Raw genomic sequence first — 20,028 nt, forward strand, 5'->3', positions numbered from 1 at the left:
AAACGTGACCGAAACAGGTTCTACCTTGTCGGGGAGTCAGGTCGTCAGCGACCGTCAGACCTCTCTCGACGGCGTTCGCGCCATCGCGGCCTTCGCGGTCCTCGTCTTCCACGTCGCCATGGAAGCCGGCACCGCGCTGGAGCCCGGCTTTCTGGGCGCGCTGCTGTCGCGGGGCGAGATCGGCGTGCCCATCTTCTTCACGCTGTCCGGCCTGCTGCTCTACCGCCCCTGGGCGGCGGCCCTGCTGACCGGCTCGCCGGCCCCCGACGTCGGCCGGTACCTGTGGAAGCGGTTCTTCCGGATCATCCCCGCCTACTGGCTGGTGGTGGCGGTGGCGCTGGTCCTGTGGGGCGAGGCGTACCGCGAGGACCTGTGGACGTGGGCGCAGATGCTGCTCCTGGTGCACACCTACGACGTGAGCCCGTGGTGGTTCGGCCTCGGCCCCAAGGGGCTCGGCCAGATGTGGAGCCTCGCCGTCGAGCTCACCTTCTACCTCACGCTGCCGCTGATGGCGGCCGCGCTGCGGGCCTTCGCCCTGCGCGCGGGGCCGGACGTCGCGGCCCGGGCCAAGCGGCTGCTCCTCGGGCTGGCGATCTTCGGCGCGCTCTCGTACGTCTACACGATCTTCGAGTACTGGCCGGAGTACCGGCCGTGGATGAACGTGTGGCTGCCGCGCTCGTGGACGTTCTTCGTGCCGGGGATGGCGCTGGCGGTGCTGACCGTGTGGGCCGGGGCGCGACCGGGCAGGGCCCGCCGCCTGAGCGTCGCCCTCGCGTCCTCTTGGGGGTCGCTGTGGCTCATCGCCGGGCTGGCCTACGCCATCGCCGCCACCCCGGTCACCGGGCCGCGGTTCGTCGGGCTGGGCGGCATCTGGACCGCGTTCTACGAGCAGGCGCTCTACACGCTGATCGCCTTCTGCCTCGTCGCGCCCGCCGCCGTGGCGCCGGTCGCGCAAGTGCGCCGGATGCTCGGCGGGCGGGTGATGAGCTATCTGGGCCAGATCTCCTACGGCGTCTTCCTCTGGCAGTTCGTGGTCATCTACCTCTGGTACGACTTCACCGGCCAGCAGCCGTGGAGCGGCAACCTGCTCTTCAACCTGGCGGCCATCACCGCACTCACCGTGTTGTTGTCCCATTTCACCTACCGCTATCTCGAAGAGCCCGCCAGACGCCTGATCCGCTTCGTCCCTCATCGGGTCGGGGGCGCCGGGCCCGGCTCGCCGAAGGCCACCGCCTTGAGGCAGAAGTCCTGACCCTGCTCACCGGCCGCGGTGACGCGCAGCCCCTTGCCCAGCCCGTCGTGCGGGACGTAGTGCAGCGCCCCCAGGGCGGACGTCGCGGGCAGGGTGGCCGCGCGCTGCGTGCCGCCCACGTCCACCACGACCTGCACCGAGCGCGGGCTGAAGTAGGCCAGGGCCACCACCGTGCTCGGATCGCCGAAGGACTCCACGGGGAACGCCTTGTCCGCCGGGTAGCAGTCGTCGCCCTTGACCCCGTCGAAGAACGGGGTCACCTGCCCGACGGGCACCAGCTTGCCCGCGTCGTCGAAGACGTACGGCCTGGCCGAGGGGCCGGGGTGGCGCATCCGCTGCCTGAGGTGCGGGGCGGCCAGCGGCGCCAGCACGTGGGAGGTGAGCCGGCGCGCGCCGTTCCAGGGCAGCACGATGTGCGCCGGCACGGGCCGCGCGTAGATGTCGGCGTCGGGCGCCGCCAGGGCCAGTGACTCCCGCGCCGCCTGTAGGTAGGGCCTGATCCGGTCGCCGGTGAGCGTGTCGCCGAAGCCGTTGATCGACATCAGCGAGGCGGCCAGGAACACGGCGGTCAGCACGCCACAGACCGGCGTCATCCAGCCAGGCACAGGCCGACGCCGGTCATCGACCCCGCCGTCACCCCCGCCGTCACCCCCGCTGCCGACCTCGCCGTCGCCCCTGCCGCCGGCCCCGCTGTCGCCCCTGCCGCCGGCCCCACCGTCGCCTCTGCCGTCGACCGGCAGCGCCGCGAGCGCCAGGCACAGGGCGAAGACGAGTGCGGCGTCGGCGACGTAGCGGGTCTCGGCGCCGATCAGGTCCCACTGCGTCGCCCGCGCGATCACGGTCGGCACCGTGTCCGCCGCGACGACGTAGGCCACCAGGATCGCCCACGCCCGCCAGGCCCGCCTGCGGTACAGGCAGGTCACCAGCACCAGCAGCGTGATCACCGTCCAGGAGACGATCACCGTGACCGTGGTGGGATCGGCCAGCCCGCCGGTGGAGGTGACACCGCCCCACCGCAGCGGCCCGCCGACGACGCCCGTCGGGAAGGTCTCCCCCAGCAGCCTCCGGACCAGGCCGGGCACCACCTCCGCCTTCGGGCCGGTGAGCGCGTCGTCCCCGGTGCCGCGCCGCAGCAGGTAGAGCACGGCGTACCCGGCCAGAAGCAGGCCGTGCGCCCACCAGACAGGCTTGCGCAGCTCGGCCAGGATGGCGCGCGGCCAGTGCCCCCGGCCCAGGTAGGCGCTGGTGACGCCGAACACCACGAACGGGATGAACACCCCCTTGGTGGAGAAGGCCATCCCGACGGCGGCCCAGGCCAGGCCGTGCCATCGCCCCTTGCCCGTCTGGACGTACCGGAGGTGCGCCGCCAGGGCCGCGACCAGCGCGAGCTGGAGCGGCACCGCGTTGAGCGCGGCCGACCACCAGCTCATCGCGGGCACGGTGAGCGGCGCGAAGACGTAGACGGCCAGCACGGCGAGCACCCCGAACCGGTCGCCGAACAGGCGGCGCAGCAGCACCAGGAACATGATCGAGGCCGCCGCCTGCAGCGCGATCGTCACCGCCGAGACCAGCGCCCAGCTGTACGGCGCGATCGTGGTGAGCACCCAGACCAGGGCGAGCGAGCCGGGCATGAGGTGGCCCTTGTGCACCCGGGTCAGGTAGTCCCAGGTAAGCCCGCTCTCACCGGCGCCCGCGACGAACAGGAAGTCGTCCTCGACGAAGTAGGCCTTGCTCAGCACGCCGGCCTTGAAGGCCAGCGAGACCAGGATGAGCAGCAGGCCGACGCCCGTGACCGGGCCCCTGCCCAGCGCGGGCAGCCTGATCTGCAACGGCTCAGCCATCGACGTCTCCCTGCCCCTCGGCCTTCATCCCCGGCCGGGAGGCCGAGGCTCGCCGCGGACCTTCGGTAAGCTCCGCGCCGTGGACACCCCTGAACCGTTCCGGGCGGATCTCGCGAGATCTGTCCGGTTGCTGCGCGCGTTCCGCCTGGAGCAGACCGATCCCGACTTCTTCTACGGCACGCTGGCCGCGGACACGGTGGCGCAGCTGGCGACGTACACCGAGCTGGCGGGGGCCACCGTGGTCGACGTCGGGGGCGGCCCCGGCTACTTCGCCGACGCCCTGCGGGCGGTGGGCGCGCGGACCGTGTGCGTGGACTGCGACGCCGGGGAGATGCGGCTGCGCGACGGCGAGCCGCCCCGGGACGCGCTGCTGGGCAGCGCGCTGGACCTGCCGCTCGCCACCGGCTCGGTCGACGTGTGCTTCTCCTCCAACGTCCTGGAGCATGTGCCGGATCCGCTGCGGATGGCGGAGGAGATGGTCCGGGTCACCCGTCCGGGCGGGATCGTCTACCTGTCGTACACGATCTGGCTGGGGCCGTGGGGCGGCCACGAGACCTCCCCGTGGCACTACCTCGGCGGCCACCGCGCGGCGCGGCGCTACGAGCGCACGCACGGCAGGCCGCCCAAGAACGTCTACGGCGAGAGCATGTACGCCGTCGGCGTCGCCGAGCCGCTGGCCTGGGCGCGCGGCAACAAGGACGTGCGCGTCCTGGACGCCGTCCCCCGCTACCACCCCCGCTGGGCCCGCCATGTCGTCCACCTACCTGGCCTGCGCGAGCTGGTGACCTGGAACCTGCTCCTGGTCCTGCGCCGCAGGTGAGCGCCGGCGGACGAGCCAGATCGCGGCCACCACGCAGCCGCCGCCGAGCAGCCCGCCGCCCACCGGCACCACCGTGTCCACCAGCAGGACCCAGCGCCGGTAGAAGTCCGCGATGTCCAGCGCGGCCAGGACATCGCCCGCCGAGGTGCGGAAGACCGCGTCCAGGCCGGTCACGCGGGCACTCCCGTCGGCCGTGCTCAGCGTCTCCGTCACCTGGTCCTCGGTCCTGATGGGCAGACCGCTGACCGGTTCGACCCAGAACGTGCGCCGGATCTCGGCGTGCCGGGCGACGCCCACGTACCCCTTGCCCTTGAGGCCGAGCAGGCGGCGCGGCAGCGGCGCCTCCTCGCCGGGCACGAGCTGCCGGGGCGTGCGCTGCACGTAGCGGTAGGTCTCCACCTCGCCGATCAGCTCGACCCCGTCGAACGTAGCGCTCACGGGCCGGCGCAGGCGCAGGTCGAACAGCTGGTAGTCGCGCCGCCCCGCCTGGAACGGCCAGCGGAAGGCCTGCCCGGTCTGCCTGACGCGGGTGTCCTCGTCCAGGTACTCGCCACAGCAGTTGACGATTTCGCCGCTGCGGCGGTCGAAGGCCAGGCGCCGCTCGTGGTAGTCCAGCCGCTGGTCCTCGGCCGTGGTCAGGGAGACGGACTCGCCCCACACCGCGCGCTCGGCGGTGCCCGCCAGCACGTCGCCGATCAGCCACCGGGTCTGCACCAGCGGGCCGACCTCGATCGTCATGGTGGCCGGATCGAGGTAGGTCGCGGACTCCGCCGTCGCCCTGGTCACGCTCTGCTGCTCCAGCGGCGTCCTGAGCACCTGGTCGGACACGTACAGGCGGAGCAGCGGGATGAGGGTCAGCAGGAAGGCGCCCAGGGCGGCCAGGAGCAGGGGCAGGTGTCTTCTCACGGCCGGGGCACCGCCTGTCCGGGGGTCACCGCGCCGAGGCACACGCCCGGCGGCACGTCGGGCACCGTGATCCGGTCGGCTCCGGGCTCCGCGAGCACGAAGATCTTGCCCACGCCGAGCCGCAACTCCACGTCGGCAGGCCGCTCGGCCATCCACAGCGTGATCTTGGTGGCCGCTTTCGCCGAGTAGTCCAGGCGTACCAGGGTTCCCGCCGGATGCCGGGCGCTGGTGTCCAGCGGCACCAGTACGGTCCCGCCGGTCACGGGCCAGCACCGGTCCCGCGTCCGCGGCGCCAGCGGCACCCCGGCGACCTCCATCGGCACCAGCCGGCCCTGGTCGTCGAAGACCATGCCGTCCAGCGCGGCGGGCGGCGCCTGCATCCTGGCCCGCAGCTCCGGTGCGGCCATCGCGCCCAGGACCCGGGAGGTGAGGCTGTAGTCCTGGTAGCTGCCGGGCATCACGTCGGCCGGCACGACCCGGTCGTAGACGACGACGTCCGGAGGCGCTTTCGCCAGCGCCGCGCGGGCCGTCTCGATGTAGTCATGCCGCCGGTCCGCGCCCAGGTAGCTGCCGAAAATCGTCACCGAGACCAGCGACGCGCCCGCGAACACCCCGAGCACCACCCCGCACGCCCCGGTGACCCGCTCCCTGGCGGGCAGCGCCCTGCGGTACGGGTCCGCCTCGCCCTGGTGCGGCAGCAGGACGAGCCCGACGACCAGGGCGATCAGCGGGGCCGCGTCGGCGACGTAGTGGGTGTTCGTGCCGGCGAACGCGCCGAGCACGTGGACCCTGCCCCACAGGGCCGGCAGCGCGTCGGCGACCACGGCATAGCCGAGCAGCATCCCCCAGGCCGCCAGGGCTCGCCTGCGGTAGTGGCCGGTCACCGCGACCAGGGCCACGAGGACCACGAGCGAGGCGATCACCGCGGCCGCTGGCGGCGCGGCCACCCCCCAGTCGTTGCCCGCGAACCACTTCCACGGCCCGCCCAGCACGGTGGTGGCCAGGGTCTTGCCGAGCAGTTCCCAGACGAAACCGGTGGCCTGCTCGAAGCTCGGCAGCCCGCCGGTCTCGATGGCCGACCGCGACCGCTCCAGGTAGACCACGCCGAAGCCGGCCAGCACCCCCACATGCATGAGCCAGGCGGCCCAATGGCGGCGCAGCGCGCTCCTGAGCCCGCCGAAGTAGATGGCCGTCAGCGCGAACAGCACCAGCGGCACGGCGAAGCCCTTGACGAACCCGAGCAGCCCGAACAGCACCCACAGCGCCGCCGCCACGGCGTGCCGCAGCCGGCCCGAGCGCAGATAGTGCCAGTGGGAGGCCACCGCCATCGGCAGGGCGAGCTGCAGGAAGACGGTGTCGAGCCCCGCCGCCCACCAGGTCAGCGCGGGGACGGTGATCGGCGCGATCAGGAAGACCAGGAGCGGGGCGAGGATGGCCGGCCGGTTGCCGAGGACGACGCGCAGCATGCGGTAGACGGCCAGGCAGGCCAGCGCGTGCAGGATCAGCACGCCGCCCGCCGCGACCCCCCACTCGTACGGCGCCAGCCTGGCCGAGACCCAGGCCAGCAGGAAGCCGCCCGGCATGAAATGGCCGTAGTGCACGCGGGTCAGGTAGTCCAGGGAGAGTTCGTTCTGCATGGCCCTGGCCATGAACTCGAAGTCGTCCTCCTTGAAGTAGGCGTACTGGACGATGCTCGTCTTCCAGGCCATGACCACGGCGATGAGCGCGAGCGCGGTCAGCAGGACGCCGTGCCGCCGCAGCCCGCGCACGGCGTTCGCGATCGGCGCCGGGATGGTGATCGTGATGGGTTCGCGCGTCTGGGTCATCGCGCTCCCGTCATGCTCGGGTCGCCCTCGGCGGCGACGGGGGCGGGCGCCCTGAGCCGCTCGGCCGGTCGCCGCCCGGCGGCCACCTCGACGGACAGTTGCGCCAGCAGGGGAAGGCAGAGGACCTGCGACCACAGGCCGCCGCCGCCCACGGCCAGCCACGCCGCGGCGAGCAGGTAGAGGCAGATCCCGGCGTACGGCCCGGTCAGCAGGCGCAGCAGCCGCCCGCGCGGCCCCGCCCGCAGGTGATCGGCCTCACGCAGCGGCCGCAGCCAGGCGCCCAGCAGGTACGTGGCGGCGACGACGGCCACCCCGGTCACCCCGCCGACCCAGAAGCCGAGAACGGCGGTGAAGGGCATGACGAAGCCCGCGCGCAGCCTGACGGGCCGGCACGGCGCGAGGCGCGGCATCGGCCGGCGGTCCTTGACGAGCGCCAGCAGCAGGACGAGCAGCGCCAGCGCGCCGCCCGCCGCGAGGCTGGCACGGTAGGGGGCGTCGGGCACGTAGGTGAGGGTCACGGTGCCGGCGGTGTAGGCGGGCACGAACCAGGCCTGCCGCCAGCCGTCCAGCCGGACCGGCTTGAGCTCGGCGGCGCCGAGCGTGGCTCGCCAGCCCGCGTTGAAGTTCTCGTTGACGACCAGGTAGGAGTCGCCGGTGACGTTGACCTTGACCACCCGCTCGCCCGGCTCCCAGGTGTCCACCGGCACCGCGCTCATCGTGGCGGTCGCGGGCGCCGGCGCGCCGCCCCGGGCGGGGCGGACGATCGCGGACTCGACGCGGTAGGAGTCGCCGGGCCGCGTCGACAGCCGGTTCCGGCCGGCTTCCAGGGGGAGCCGCTCGCAGGTCTCGAACGTCACCGGCCTGCCGGTGACCATGTCGTTCAGCGTGCCGTCGGTGATCTCCGTGTGCACCGTCTCGCCGCCGACCTTGAAGGTGGGGCCGAACCCGCAGGGCAGCCTGAGCGGGAAGCCGTGCAGGGCGCTGAGCCGGCTCACCTTCGGCAGGGCGATGTCGCTGATCTCGATGGGCCGCCCGCCCGAGACGCCGAACTCCAGCTCGATCTTCTGGGCCGCCATGGCGGGGAACCTGACGATCCCCTCCTGGCCGACCCAGCTCTGCCTGACCCCGCCTTCGGCCCGGATCGTCACCTGGATCGGCGGCGCGCCGAGATAGGAGTCCGGGGTGATGATCCGCAACTGGGACAGCTGGATCCGGCGCTCCAGCTTGACGGTCAGCGTGGGCCGGGGGTCCAGCGGGTCGGCGAACCACACGGTCTGCGGGTCGCCGTCGAACGCCCACCGCCCGCCGGCCGCGCCGTGCGCGACCGCCGTCGAGGACGCCGTGACGCTCAGCGGGTCGCCCGGCAGCGTGCTGAGCCGCTCGATCGCGGCCCGCTCGGTGAGCACCGCCCGGCCGGAGAGGGCGTAGTCGCCGTCCTTCCTGGTGGTGAAGGTACGGTCGAAGCCGTGGCCGTCGTCGCCCAGGACCTCGTGGCCCTGCGAGCAGCTCCAGGTGAGCGACCCACGGACACAGCCGGCCACGTCCCCGGTCCTGCTCAACGTGACGGTGGCGGGCTCCTCCGCCGCGTCGGCCAGGCCTGCCTGCTTCGTGCCTGCCGGGTCGGCCGCGTCAGCGGCGGCGGCCGGGTCGGGGACGACGATCGTGCGGCCGGGGGTGATGCCGGGGATGACCAGCTCGCTGATCCCGACCCGGCTGCCGAGCGCGCTCGGCGGCTCGTAGGCGGTTGCGACGACCTTCACCCGCAGCCTGCCGGTGGCGCCCTTCGGCACCACGAGCTCCTGCGGCTCCGCGCCCGCCCGTACGCTCTGGCGCAGCGAGCCGGCGTCGGTCTCCACGACCACCTCGGTGGGCGGCGGGCCGATCGGCCCGGCCTCGAACGAGACCTTGACCGTGGCCGGCTGGACGCGCCCGGTGAAGGCGACCTCCAGCCATTCCCCGACCGCGCCGTGCCAGCCGGTGGAGCGCCAGCTGGTGCGCGGATCGCCGTCGAGCGCGGCGAACGGCTGGCGGCCCGGCTCCCTGGCGCCCGCGGAGGCGCTGACGTCCGCTTCGGAGGAGGACGCCGTGACCCCGGCGATCCCGGTGAAGCTCGCCGTGGCCAGGTAGCGCGCCCAGCCGGGGTCGAGCAGGTCGTTCGCCGGCGAGTCGCCCTTGAACGGCTCGTCGGCGGTGAGCGTGGCGCCGCCGGCGCGCCGCAGGTCGGCGAAGGCCACCTCCCTGCGCCGCAGCGTGTCGGTCAGCACCGTGTCCTCGGCGGGCACCTGGACGGCGCCGTCGTCGTCGTTCAGCAGCACCGGCCGGTCGTCGGCCAGCAGGCCCTGCTCGGCCAGGTCGAGCACCGCCTCCGGGGCCCCGCCCACCCGCAGCGGCCGGTCGGCGTCCACGGTGCCGACCAGCGGCGCTGCCCCCTCCACCTGATAGACCTCGACCGCGGGGTAGGGCTGGTCCACCCAGGCGGCGGCCCTGCCGTGCTGGCCGACCCCCACGCCCGGCCCGAACTGGGTCACCCGCGTGATGCCCGGCGAGTCCTGCAACGCCTGGTGCACCCGGACGGGCCAGGCCGTGCCGATCGTCGCCCGGTCCAGGTCGTTGCGGACCACCAGGTGCGACACCCCGATGCGGCGCAACGTGGCCGCGAGCCCCGCCGAGCCCTCGCCGGCCGACAGGCGCTCGTCGATGGCCGCCATCAGCCGCGAGCCGCCCGCCGACCCCCAGGGCACGATGGTGTGGGTGGCCCAGCGGGCCCGCGAGAGCGGCTGCAGCGGCTCGTCCAGCGGGCGGCCCCACAGATACTCGCCGCGTTTGGCGCCGGGCACCGCCAGCACCATGCCGTCACCGGCGTTGCGGCCGAGCCAGGTGATGGCCTGCTTCCAGTAGTCGGGGATCGTGGTGAACCCGCCGGTCGGGGCGAGACCCGCGTACAGGATGGGCAGGCTCGACAGCGTCACCAGGCCGGCCGCGGCGACGGTCAGGTGCCGTCGCCAGGAGAGCCGGACCAGGTGCAGCGCGCCCGCGAGGCCGAGCGCCACGGGCAGCCGGATCAGCGCGTCGAACTTGTGCAGGTTGCGGAAGGCCGACAGCGGCCCGTCCAGCAGGTCGATCACGAACTGCGCGTGCGGGGTGCCGGGGTGGCCGGTGGTGATGACGATGACGCCGCACAGCAGGCTGATCAGCAGGAACGACCGCTCCGGCATGGCGCGGTAGGCGAGCCCGGCGCAGCCGAGGGCGGCGACGGCCGCGGTGACCACGATCAGCCAGGGCGCCGTCGACTGCTGGTGGGCGTCCGGCAGCCAGACCTGCCCGTCGACGGTCAGGAAGCTGAGCCAGCTCGACGTGCCGCGCAGCGCGTTGACCAGGGAGGTGACGCTGGTCGTCGCGCTGGCCGTCTCGATGAAGGGCAGGAAGGAGAAGATGTAGCGGCCCATGGTCAGCAGCGGGACGGCCCACCACATCGAGGCGAGGGCGACGAGCGGCAGCCACCACAGGATCAACCGGCGTTTGACCGGCCCGCCGCGCCTGGTCAGCAGGTACAGCAGCGGGACGACGAGGACGGCGAGCACCGCCACGGCGTTGACCCCGCCGCAGCAGAGGTAGGCCAGTGCGGACAGGGCGGCGGCCCGCCGGGGGGACAGCTCGCGCTTGGCGCCCTTCACCAGCGGCAGCAGGATCCACGGCAGCAGCGCGCTGGGCAGGAACTCCGAGGAGTTGATGCCGATCAGGGCCTGCGCGTGCGGCGCGAGCGCGTACCCGAAGCCGGCGATGATCCAGGCGGGCGGGCGCCCGATGCCGAAGGCGCGGGCCAGCTGCACCACGCCGAGGAAGGCCGTGCACAGCACCAGCGACATCCACAGCCGCTGGACCGTCCAGGACTCCATGCCCAGGTTGAGGCCGAGGGCGTAGAAGGGGCCCATCGGGAAGAGGTAGCCGTAGGCCTGGTTCTGCAGGTGGCCGAAGTAGGCGCCGTCCCACAGGTGCAGCGCCCTGCCGAGGAAGCCGAGCGGGTTGACCGCCATGTCGAGCTTCGTCTCGGGGATGATCTTCTCGGTCGAGGTGTTGAACGCGATGGCGACGAGCAGGAGGCAGGCCGCGAGCAGTCGCAGCCGGTGCCTGATCCGTTTCTCGAAGCTCTCGGCCCTGAACTCCTCAGGCGAGGCATCGGTCACTTGGAGGCTCCGCCACCGTCTTGGAGTTTCGTCACGATAAGTTCGGTTATGTTAGCCCCAGTTCGGGCCCAGGTAAATTCGCGCGCCCACGCGCGGCAGGCCTCGGCCACCTCCGCGCGGCGGCACGGCGACGCCAGCTCCTCCAGCGCGCGGCCGACCACGTCGACCAGCCTCTCCCCGTCCCGCACCAGCCACCCGGTGACGCCGTCACGCACCGAGTCACGCAGCCCCGCCACGTCGTAGGCCACCGTCGGCACGCCGAGCGCGGCCGCCTCCATCACGGTCAGCCCCCAGCCTTCGAACTCCGACGCCGTCACGTTGAGCCGGGCCGCGCCGAGCAGCGCGACCTTGCGCGCCTCGGGAACGAACCCGTGCAGCCGGACCCGGTCGCCGAGCCCGCCGCGCTCGATCCGCCTGGCCAGCCGCTCACGCTCCGGCCCGCGCCCGATGATGTGCACCGCCACCCCGAGCTCACCGGCGAGGTCCACGACCCGCTCGATGCGCTTGTGCCCGACCAGCCGCCCGGTGTAGACGATCGCCGGCTCGCCGGGCGCCTCCACCGGCGGCACCCGCTCGGGCACCACGCACCCGTTGGGCACGATGGTGATCGGGCCGAGCCAGCGCAGCTTGCCGATCAGCTCCTGCCGGGACGACTCCGAGACGGTGATCGTCACGCAGCGGCGGTAGAGCAGGCGGGCGACCGGGCCCTCGACGAAGCAGCCGAGCACGGCCAGCCACCTGGGCAGGAAGGCGGCGAACTGCCGGTCGTGGACGTGGTGCACGAGACAGAGCACGTGGGTGCGGCGGCTCACCACCACAGGCGAGAAGAACGGGATGCCGTTCATCGTGTCGATCACGGCGTGGAACTGCCGCCGGTGGAACAGCAGCCAGAGCGGCACCAGCAGATAGACCAGGAACGGGTTGCCCATCCTGCGCAGGCCGATGCCCTCGCGGACCTCCGCGCGGCGCTGTCCCCGCTGCCGGCCGGTCACGAACACCACCGAGGCTCCCTGGGACAGCAGGAAGCGGCTGACCTGCCAGGCGTACTCCTCCGCGCCGCCCGCCGTCGTCTGCTGCGGCTCGCGGAAGTTCAGCATGGCGATCCGCACCCCCGCGAGCGGCCGATCGTCGCCCGGGGCGGCCGGTCGTGCGGTGTCCGCATGCTCACCGGCAAAGACCACCATCACTCCTCACTGCGGGCATGCGGGCATGGCGAAGCCACGCCCTGAGCTCAGTCGGCATGGCTTCGTCAGTGTGGTTCTCTAGGGGGGCAGGATTACCTGGTGCCGTAGTTGTACAGCGGCTGGTTCGCCGGAGTCGGCACCGGGGACGCGACGTTTACCACCGCTACAGAGGCTCCGACCGCCAGCAGAGCCCCGATGCCCAAGGCCGCGAGGATTCGAACCACAGAGCAACTCCTTCCACATCGGTGTGCAGTGCAGTGAGCCGAGACTAGAACGTGTTCCGGCTTGAAGCCAGGGTTTCGTCAAACCGTGATGATATAAGTTACCCTCTGGTACGACAGGAAAGTGCCGGTCAGCGCCTCAGCAGGACCAGGTCTGGGCCCTCGAAGACAGTCGTCCAGCCTGTGAGCCCAGATGGGAACCGGTTCTCAGTACCGACTGTGAGAACGTACCTGACATCGAGTCGCGCGGCGAAGTCGGGTCGTCCCAGCAGGTCACCCGCGCGGCGGTTCAGCGGATCCTCGCCGCGCACCCGCAGCCGGCCGCCGTCCGGCAGCCCGACGAGCAGCGTGTCGTCCCAGATCACCCGGCGGTCGAAGAGCTTGGTGGCCGGGTCGAGCACCACCCGGCCGCCGTTCCAGGCGAAGGCTCGGTGCGCCCCCCAGGGCAGCGACAGCAGCGCGCCGGGCGCCGGGTCGGCGTTGACGATCCGCTGCACCTCCCGCCACTCCCGCGGGTATTCCACCGCCGCCAGCCGGCCGAAGGCGCCGACGGCGAAGGTGGGCAGCACCAGCACCGGCGCCAGCACCCCGACCACCGCCGGGATCCCCGACCGCAGCACCGAGCCCAGGCCCACGGCGGTCAGCAGCACCAGCGGGGCCAGATAGACCTGGCCGTCCCGCAGCGGCCCGAAGCCCGGCCACAGCCCGATGAGCCACTTGAGCGGCCCCGGCGCGAGCGCGCCGAACCCGGCCACGCAGAACCCCGCCCCCGCCGCCACCGCCAGCCCGCGCCACCACCCGGGCCGATCCCCGCCGACGCGCAGCCGCGCGTACCCGAAGACCCCCACCACCACGATGAGCAGTCGTACGGTGGCCGCCCACCACTCCCCCTGCCCCGGCAGGCCCGCCTCGGCCGTCCAGATCCCGCCGAGCGACAGCAGACTCCCCAGCACCCCGAACGGCCCGTCGGCCCGCGCCGCGAACGCGTCCACCCCCGCCGGATCCGTCACCGCCCCGGACGCCAACGCGGGAACCAGCCACGGCAGACTGAACACCCCCAGAACCCCCACCACCGCGAACACCCCGCGCGGCGACGTCACCGCGCCTCCCGCCACGCCCAGGACGGACGCTCCCCGCGACCCACCCTCGGCGGGCGCGACCCGTGTGCCGCTCCGGAGGGCGGCGATCGGCAGGAGGGTGAGCGCCGAGACCAGCATCGCCTGGAACCCGCCGATCGCCGCGGGCAGCAGCGCCAGCGCCAGCCGGGGCCAGGGCAGGGCCGTCGCCCGCACCGCCCACGGCAGCCCCGCCACGCCGAGCAGCAGCGCCCACTGCCCGAGCATGAGCCGCTGGGCCAGGTAGATGTTCCAGGCGTAGAAGGCGGCGGCGACCAGCCTCGCGAGCCGCCGCTCCGGCGGCACCAGCGCCGCCGCGCCGCTCGCCGCGAGCACGAAGATCCCCACCAGAAACGCCTTCTGTACGACCTCCGCCGGCACCACCCGAGACAGCAGCGCCACCACGAAGTCGCTGGGCACGGCGCGGGGAAACCCCCCGGTGTCGGGCAGCAACGGCGGATCCGGCACGAAGAGCAGGTCATACCGGAGCACGAACCCCCACCCGAGCGCCGGCCCGAGCGCCAGCACGGCCAGCCCCAGCCCCAGGAACGCGGGAGCCAGCCGCCACGCCCGCTCGCCACCCACCGCAGCCACCACCCGTCCCTGTCCCGGAGCCCTCCGGGAACAGGGAGGGTAGCGGCCCGCGCCCCGCAGGTGTTACTTGCCCGGCTCCGGGTCCCGGGGCAGGCCGAGCATGCGTTCGGCGATGATGTTGAGCTGCACCTCGGTGGTGCCGCCGTAGATGGTCATCGCCCGGGTCGCGAGCACCGCCCGGTTCCAGTAGCCGGGGTCGCCGAGCTTCATGTCGGCGGCCGTCACGGCGGCCGCGCCGAGCAGGCTCACCGCGGTCTCGGAGACGTGCTGGGCGTGCGCGGTCGACAGCAGCTTGCGCACCGAGGCGTCGGCGCCCGGCTCGGCGCCGGCGAGCTGCTTGAGCGTCACCCGCAGCGACAGCGCGCTGATCGAGTGGCCCTCGCAGATGACCCCTGCGACCTCGTGCGCCTCGACGGGCGTGAGCTCGCGGCCGAGCCTGCCGACGAGCCCGAGCAGGTCGGGGACCGAGGACCCGGTGCCGCCCGAGCCGGAGGAGAGCGAGACGCGCTCGTTGGACAGCGTGTTGCGCGCCACCTTCCAGCCCGCGCCGACCTCGCCCACGACCAGGTCGTCGGGGACGAACACGTCGTCGAGGAAGACCTCGTTGAACAGGTTCTCGCCGGTCATCTCGGTCAGCGGCCGGACCGTGACGCCCGGAGCCTTCATGTCGACGAGGAAGTAGGTGATGCCCTCGTGCTTGGTGCCCTCGGAGGAGTTGCGGGCGATGCAGATGCCCCACTCGGCCACGTGCGCGACGGAGGTCCAGATCTTCTGGCCGTTGAGCCGCCAGCCGCCCTCGACCCGCTCCGCCTTCATCTGCAGCGCCGCCAGGTCGGAGCCGGCGCCGGGCTCGGAGAAGAGCTGGCACCAGATCGTCTCGCCGCTGAGGGTCTTGGGCAGGAAGCGCTCCTGCTGCTCCTGCGTGCCGTAGGCGGCGATGGACGGCACCACCCAGGCGCCGATGATCATCTGCGGCAGCCTGACCTTGGCGGCCTTGAGCTCCTGCGCGATCAGCACCTGCTCCAGCGGCGTGGCGCCACGGCCCCACGGCCTGGGCAGGTGCGGCATGACGAAGCCCCGGTCGGCCAGGGCCCGCTTCTGCTCCTTGCCCTCCAGGGCGGCGAGCTCCGCGATCTCCGCGCGCAGCGCCGCACGCATCGGCTCGGCGTCCTCGGGCAGGTCGATCTCCATCTCCCGGCCGACCCCCCGCAGGGCGAGGTCGGTGACGCGGGCGGCCCACTCGGCGGAGGAGCCGAGCAGCGCGCGCAGGGTGAGCGCGCGCCGGTAGTAGAGGTGGGCGTCGTGCTCGAAGGTGTAGCCGATGCCGCCGAAGGTCTGGATCGCGTCCTTGGCGCACTGCACGGCGGCGTCCGGGGCCATCACCCCGGCGATGGCGGCGGCGTAGTCCAGCTCACGGCCGCTCGCCCGGGTGGCGTCCCAGACGGTGGCGCGGGCCTGCTCCAACGCGACGAGCATGCGCGACAGCTTGTGCTTGATGCCCTGGAACTGGCCGATCGGACGGCCGAACTGGACCCGTACCTTGGCGTAGTCGGAAGCGGCGGTGACGCACCAGGAGGCGAGGCCGGCCGCCTCGGCGCCGATCAGGATGGCGGCCAGGTTGCGCACGTCGGAGCCGGCGACCCCGTCCAGCACGCGCTCGGCGGGCACGCTCACGTCCGCCAGCTCCACCTTGGCCACGGACCTGGTGAGGTCCAGCGACCTGACCGGGGTGACGGTGACGGCGGCGGCGTCGAGGGCGATCCACTCCTCCCCGTCGGCGGTGACGACGGGCAGGACCAGCACGTCGGCCGACGAGCCGCCCAGCACGGGCTCGGCCGTGCCGGTGACGATCAGGGAGCCGTCACTCGCCCGCGTGCCGGTCAGGGCGCCGCTCAGGGCCAGCGCGCCGGTGTGGCTGCCGTCGGCCAGGCCGGGCAGCAGCTCGTGGTGCTTGGAGGCGTGGATGACCGCGCTGGCCAGCACGGTCGGCAGGTAAGGGCCGGGGGTCACCCGCTCGGCCAGCGCCTCGATGGCCACCGCGGCTTCCAGCAGCCCGTAGCCGGAGCCGCCGGCGTCCTCGGGCAGGTGCAGGCCGAGCAGTCCCTGCTCGGCGAGGCCGGTCCAGAACGCGGGCCGCTCGTCGGTCGCGGAGCGCAGCAGCTCGGCCGGGATGTTCCGGTCGGCCCAGCCGCTCACGGACTCGCGGAGCGCCTCGTGCTCCTCGCTCAAACCGATCGCCATGTGCATCCTCCAGGCAGGTCCCGTAGTAGCCAGAACCATATTCTAGAGGATGCTTCTGGCCTAGAGCGGACGGACTTTTGTCACCAAGGTATTCAGATCCGCCCAGTAGGCCTTGCCGGTCGCCGGGATGGACGCCACCAGCATGGTGGGTTTGGTCTTGCCGGCCTCCAGCACCGACACCAGGGCGCGGCCCTCCTGGCGCTTGCCCGCCAGCGTGTAGGTGACCTTGAAGCCGAGCGTCCACCCCTTGGCCTCAGACGTCTTCTGGGAGCCGGCCCAGGCCAGCGTGGCGCCCTTGGGATACTGCGTGCGCAGCGTCCAGCGCGCGGCCCGTACGGCCAGCGCGCGATAGTCGGCGTCCTTCGACGGCTTGGTCTCGATGGCGCCGGGCAGCGGGGCCGAGGCGATCACCGTCTGCGGGACCGCCACCTTGCCGGCCCGCTGCGCGATCGAGAACGGCGCGTACGACCGGGCCGACCACGGCTCGCCGAGCCTCGGATAGCTGATGCCGCCGGCCTGGTCGACGATCGTGCCGGACACCACGCTGGCCTTCCCCGGCAGCTTGGCGAACGCCTGCTTCGCCGGGGCCGCCGGCACTGCCACCGGCGCGCCCCCGCTCGGCGGGACGGACGCCGAGACGGCCGAGGGCACTGGCTGCACCGGCACCACCGGCTCGCCCTCCGGCCGGCCGGGCACCTCGCCAGGGAAAATCACGAACACCAGCACCACGGCCAGAACGGTCGCCAGGATGGCGCCCAGCAGGTAGACGACCTTGATCGGAATGTCGCCGATCCGGCCGAGCAGCCCGCCCTTCGGCGGCGGTGGCGGAGGCGGGAACGGCGGCAGCGCGGGCGCCCCCTGCTCCGGAAAGACCGGCGGCCCGGCCGGCCGCGCGGAACCTGGGAGAGACTCGGCCTTCGGAGCCTGCCCCGCGAAACCTGGCTCGACCTCCGGGGCCTGCCGCGCGAAGCCTGGCTCGACCTCCGGGGCCTGCCGCGTGGGGCCCGAGCGAGGCGTCGGCGGGACGGCTTTGGGGCCCGTCGTCACCGGCTTCGGCTCGGTGTCCGGGGTGGGGTGGGGAACGGCTCCGGGCTGCACCTTCGGAAAGGTGATCGTTTCGTCCGTCGGCGGCAAAACGATCTTACGGAAGGGAGCGGTGGGAGCATCGTGGGTCTGATCCTGGTCGCCGACGTCCGCCATGGGTCGAGGCTACGTCACCCGAGGAAGGGATATTTCTGCTATTCCCCCTGCAGAACTTAATTCTGTAATGTCACCGACATGAGGGGCTTCTATGAGATCGCGGCCGATGACCCGAAACGTGCTGCTCTGCTCGGCGATGACACCACCACCTACGGAGAGCTGCTCGCCCAGGTGAACCGGGCCTCGAACGGCCTGCTGGCCCGGGGAACCGGCCAGGGCGACACGGTGGTGACCGTGCTCAGGAACGGCCTCGACGCGCTCACCATGATGCTCGCCACCTACCAGATCGGCGCCTACCTGGTGCCGGTCAACTGGCATTTCACCGACGAGGAGATCGCCTACATCGTGGCCGACTCCGGCGCCGGGATCGTGATCTCGCCGAAGCACCTCATGGTCGCCGGCCTCACCGCCGGGCAGCCGGACGACGCGCCCGCGCACCGGCGGGCCGGGTCCATGATGCTCTACACCTCCGGCACCACGGGCCGCCCCAAGGGAGTGCGCAGACGGCTGCTCGACCTCACCCCCGAGGAGCTCCACCCGATCCTCATGCGCAAGAGCTGGACGCACTTCGGGCTGCCGCCCGAGGGTGTGCACCTGGTGTGCTCGCAGCTCTACCACTCCGCGCCGTACGGCCAGGCCATGATGGCGCTGCAGTTCGGGCACGCGATCGTGGCACCCGAGCGGTTCGACGCGGCCGAGACGCTCCGGCTGATCGAGCGGCACAGGGTGACGAACGCGTTCATGGTGCCCACGATGTTCCACCGGCTGCTGGCCGTACCGGATCGGAGTTCGTACGACCTGTCGTCGCTCACGCACCTCTACCATGGCGCGGCCCCCTGCCCGCCCGCGACCAAGCAGGCGATGATCGACTGGCTGGGCCCGGTGCTGTGGGAGTACTACGGCTCCACCGAGGCGGCGGTGGCCACCATGGTCTCCTCCGCGGAGTGGCTGGCCAGGCCGGGCACGGTGGGCAGGGCGCTGGACGGGATGGAGTTCAGCGTGATCGGCGAGGACGGCGAGCCGGTGCCCGCCGGGCAGCCCGGCCTGGTCTACATCGGCGGGATCAATCGGTTCGAGTATCACGGCGACCCGGCCAAGACGGCCGAGGCGATGCGCGGGCGCGACTACACGCCGGGCGACATCGGCTATCTGGACGCGGACGGGTACCTGTTCCTGCTGGACCGCAGGACCGACCTGATCATCTCCGGCGGCGTCAACGTCTACCCGGCGGAGATCGAGGCGGCGCTGCTGGAGCATCCGTCCGTGGCCGACGTGGCGGTGATCGGGGTGCCGGATCCCGAGTGGGGTCACACGGTCGTGGCGCTGGTCCAGCCGGTCGCCGGCGTCCCCGGCGGCGCGGAGCTCACCGCCGAGCTGCTGCGGCACTGCGAGCCCCGGCTGGCCAGGCTCAAGCATCCGCGCGTGATCGAGTACCGCGACGCCCTGCCCCGCACGCCCACCGGCAAGCTGAGCAGACGCCAGGTCCGCGAGGCGTATCTTTCCCGCTGAGCTGGGCACAAAGGCCTCTATGGGGAGGGTCGCCGGGGGGCTGGCCGCCGCGGTCCTGCTGACCGTGTGCGGGACGGCGGGCGCGCCGGCCGTCCTCCCACGGGCCACCCCGCCCGCCCCGCCACCGGCCTCGGCGTCCGTCAGCGCCCCTCCCGTTCAGCCGCTGGAGGAGGCGTACGAGCGCGTCATCGCCGAGGTCCTGCCGTCGATCGTGCAGATCAACACCAAGGCGGGCCTCGGCTCCGGCATCGTCTACGACGCCGAGGGACACGTCATCACCAACGCGCACGTGGTCGGCGAGGCGACCCAGATGAACGTGACGTTCGCCACCGGAGGCAGCCCGCGCAAGGCCCGGCTGGTCAAGACGTTCGCCGCGGGCGACCTCGCGGTCATCAAGGTGGACAACGCGCAGGGCCTGCAACCGGCCAGGTGGGGCGACTCGGCCAAGCTCAGGGTGGGCCAGCTCGTGCTCGCCATGGGCAACCCGCTCGGCCTGTCCGGCAGCGTGACCGAGGGGATCGTCTCGGCGCTCGGCCGTACGGTCTCCGAACCGGAGAGTCCCGGCTCGACCGGCGCGACGATCGCCGGCGCCATCCAGACCTCGGCGGCGATCAATCCGGGCAACAGCGGCGGCGCCCTGGTGAACCTGTCCGGGCAGGTGATCGGCATTCCCACCCTGGCCGCCTCCGACCCCACCATGGGCGGCCCCGCGTCGGGCATCGGCTTCGCCATCCCGAGCAACATCGCCCTGGACATCGCGGCCCAGATCATCGAGCACGGCAAGGTGATCAACAGCCACCGGGCCGCGCTCGGCATCAAGGGCAACACGATCATCGGCGCGAACGGGCAGCCGACGGGGATCGGCGTCGGCGTCGTACAGAAGAACAGCGCCGCCGCCCGCGCCGGCCTCCGCGAGGGGGACGTGATCATCGCCATCGGCGGCAAACGCGTCTCCGCGATGGCCGAGCTCACCGAGTCCCTGACCACCTACCGCCCCGGCGACACGGTCCCGGTCAAAGTCATCCGCCCGAACGGCAAGACCGACACGATCACCGTAACGCTGGGCGAACTGTCAGGCGAATAACCGTCGGTCACCACGTCCGGCGACCGGCAACACGGCCACCATCACACTCGC

12 protein-coding genes are annotated in these 20,028 nt (G+C 72.6%); 4 read left to right on the forward strand and 8 right to left on the reverse strand.

The annotated features are described in order from the left end of the window. Positions 1-4: 4 nt before the first annotated feature. Entirely contained in the window at positions 5-1,252 is a 1,248-nt protein-coding gene (locus tag IEY87_RS12615; RefSeq protein ID WP_225276959.1) for an acyltransferase family protein, read from the forward strand. Here IEY87_RS12615 and IEY87_RS12620 read toward each other — a convergent pair. Next, on the reverse strand, positions 1,189-3,093 hold the full coding sequence (locus tag IEY87_RS12620; protein WP_189138740.1) for a hypothetical protein: 1,905 nt from the start codon (positions 3,091-3,093) through the stop codon (positions 1,189-1,191). The genes IEY87_RS12615 and IEY87_RS12620 overlap by 64 nt on opposite strands. Before the next feature lie 79 nt (positions 3,094-3,172). Between IEY87_RS12620 and IEY87_RS12625 the strand changes: the two genes are divergently transcribed. Further along, the gene (locus IEY87_RS12625) at positions 3,173-3,913 is read left to right on the forward strand and encodes a methyltransferase domain-containing protein (protein WP_225276960.1); all 741 of its coding nucleotides are present in this window, start codon (positions 3,173-3,175) and stop codon (positions 3,911-3,913) included. Here the strand turns inward: IEY87_RS12625 and pgfA are convergent. The 7 genes from pgfA to IEY87_RS12660 form a co-directional block, all read right to left on the reverse strand. Then, positions 3,854-4,819, reverse strand: a complete 966-nt coding sequence (gene pgfA, locus IEY87_RS12630; RefSeq protein ID WP_189138742.1) for a cell envelope lipid trafficking protein PgfA — start codon at positions 4,817-4,819, stop codon at positions 3,854-3,856. The genes IEY87_RS12625 and pgfA overlap by 60 nt on opposite strands. Continuing rightward, positions 4,816-6,645 (reverse strand): ArnT family glycosyltransferase, encoded by a 1,830-nt coding sequence (locus IEY87_RS12635; protein ID WP_189138743.1) that lies wholly within the window; start codon positions 6,643-6,645, stop codon positions 4,816-4,818. The genes pgfA and IEY87_RS12635 overlap by 4 nt, the downstream gene beginning before the upstream one ends. Continuing rightward, the gene (locus IEY87_RS12640; protein ID WP_189138744.1) at positions 6,642-10,829 is read right to left on the reverse strand and encodes an alpha-(1->3)-arabinofuranosyltransferase domain-containing protein; all 4,188 of its coding nucleotides are present in this window, start codon (positions 10,827-10,829) and stop codon (positions 6,642-6,644) included. The genes IEY87_RS12635 and IEY87_RS12640 overlap by 4 nt, the downstream gene beginning before the upstream one ends. Further along, positions 10,826-12,013 carry a glycosyltransferase family 4 protein gene (locus tag IEY87_RS12645; protein WP_189138745.1) on the reverse strand — a complete coding sequence of 396 codons (1,188 nt, stop codon included), beginning with the start codon at positions 12,011-12,013 and terminating at the stop codon, positions 10,826-10,828. The genes IEY87_RS12640 and IEY87_RS12645 overlap by 4 nt, the downstream gene beginning before the upstream one ends. A gap of 352 nt (positions 12,014-12,365) precedes the next feature. Further along, complete coding sequence (locus IEY87_RS12650; protein WP_225276999.1) at positions 12,366-13,943, reverse strand: MmpA family trehalose lipid delivery protein; 1,578 nt, start codon at positions 13,941-13,943, stop codon at positions 12,366-12,368. A 63-nt stretch (positions 13,944-14,006) separates the two neighbouring features. Next, positions 14,007-16,184, reverse strand: coding sequence for an acyl-CoA dehydrogenase family protein (locus IEY87_RS12655; RefSeq protein WP_189138746.1), 2,178 nt, complete (start codon positions 16,182-16,184; stop codon positions 14,007-14,009). 60 nt (positions 16,185-16,244) lie between these two features. After that, positions 16,245-17,384, reverse strand: coding sequence for a hypothetical protein (locus IEY87_RS12660; protein WP_189138747.1), 1,140 nt, complete (start codon positions 17,382-17,384; stop codon positions 16,245-16,247). A 78-nt stretch (positions 17,385-17,462) separates the two neighbouring features. Between IEY87_RS12660 and IEY87_RS12665 the strand changes: the two genes are divergently transcribed. Together IEY87_RS12665 and IEY87_RS12670 are read left to right on the forward strand one after the other, a co-directional pair. After that, positions 17,463-18,893 (forward strand): AMP-binding protein, encoded by a 1,431-nt coding sequence (locus tag IEY87_RS12665; RefSeq protein ID WP_189138748.1) that lies wholly within the window; start codon positions 17,463-17,465, stop codon positions 18,891-18,893. 19 nt (positions 18,894-18,912) lie between these two features. Beyond that, positions 18,913-19,977 (forward strand): S1C family serine protease, encoded by a 1,065-nt coding sequence (locus IEY87_RS12670; protein ID WP_189138749.1) that lies wholly within the window; start codon positions 18,913-18,915, stop codon positions 19,975-19,977. The last annotated feature ends 51 nt before the right edge of the window (positions 19,978-20,028 follow it).

This window comes from Nonomuraea glycinis (assembly GCF_014646515.1).
GTDB classification, from domain to species: domain Bacteria; phylum Actinomycetota; class Actinomycetes; order Streptosporangiales; family Streptosporangiaceae; genus Nonomuraea; species Nonomuraea glycinis.

Bases quoted from the DNA above. Each gene is read 5' to 3' on its own strand.
- IEY87_RS12645 (WP_189138745.1), bottom strand. From the start codon at position 12,013: ATGGTGGTCTTTGCCGGTGAGCATGCGGACACCGCACGACCGGCCGCC.
- IEY87_RS12665 (WP_189138748.1), top strand. From the start codon at position 17,463: ATGAGGGGCTTCTATGAGATCGCGGCCGATGACCCGAAACGTGCTGCT.
- IEY87_RS12635 (WP_189138743.1), bottom strand. From the start codon at position 6,645: ATGACCCAGACGCGCGAACCCATCACGATCACCATCCCGGCGCCGATC.
- IEY87_RS12620 (WP_189138740.1), bottom strand. From the start codon at position 3,093: ATGGCTGAGCCGTTGCAGATCAGGCTGCCCGCGCTGGGCAGGGGCCCG.
- IEY87_RS12660 (WP_189138747.1), bottom strand. From the start codon at position 17,384: ATGGCGGACGTCGGCGACCAGGATCAGACCCACGATGCTCCCACCGCT.
- IEY87_RS12670 (WP_189138749.1), top strand. From the start codon at position 18,913: ATGGGGAGGGTCGCCGGGGGGCTGGCCGCCGCGGTCCTGCTGACCGTG.
- IEY87_RS12655 (WP_189138746.1), bottom strand. From the start codon at position 16,184: ATGGCGATCGGTTTGAGCGAGGAGCACGAGGCGCTCCGCGAGTCCGTG.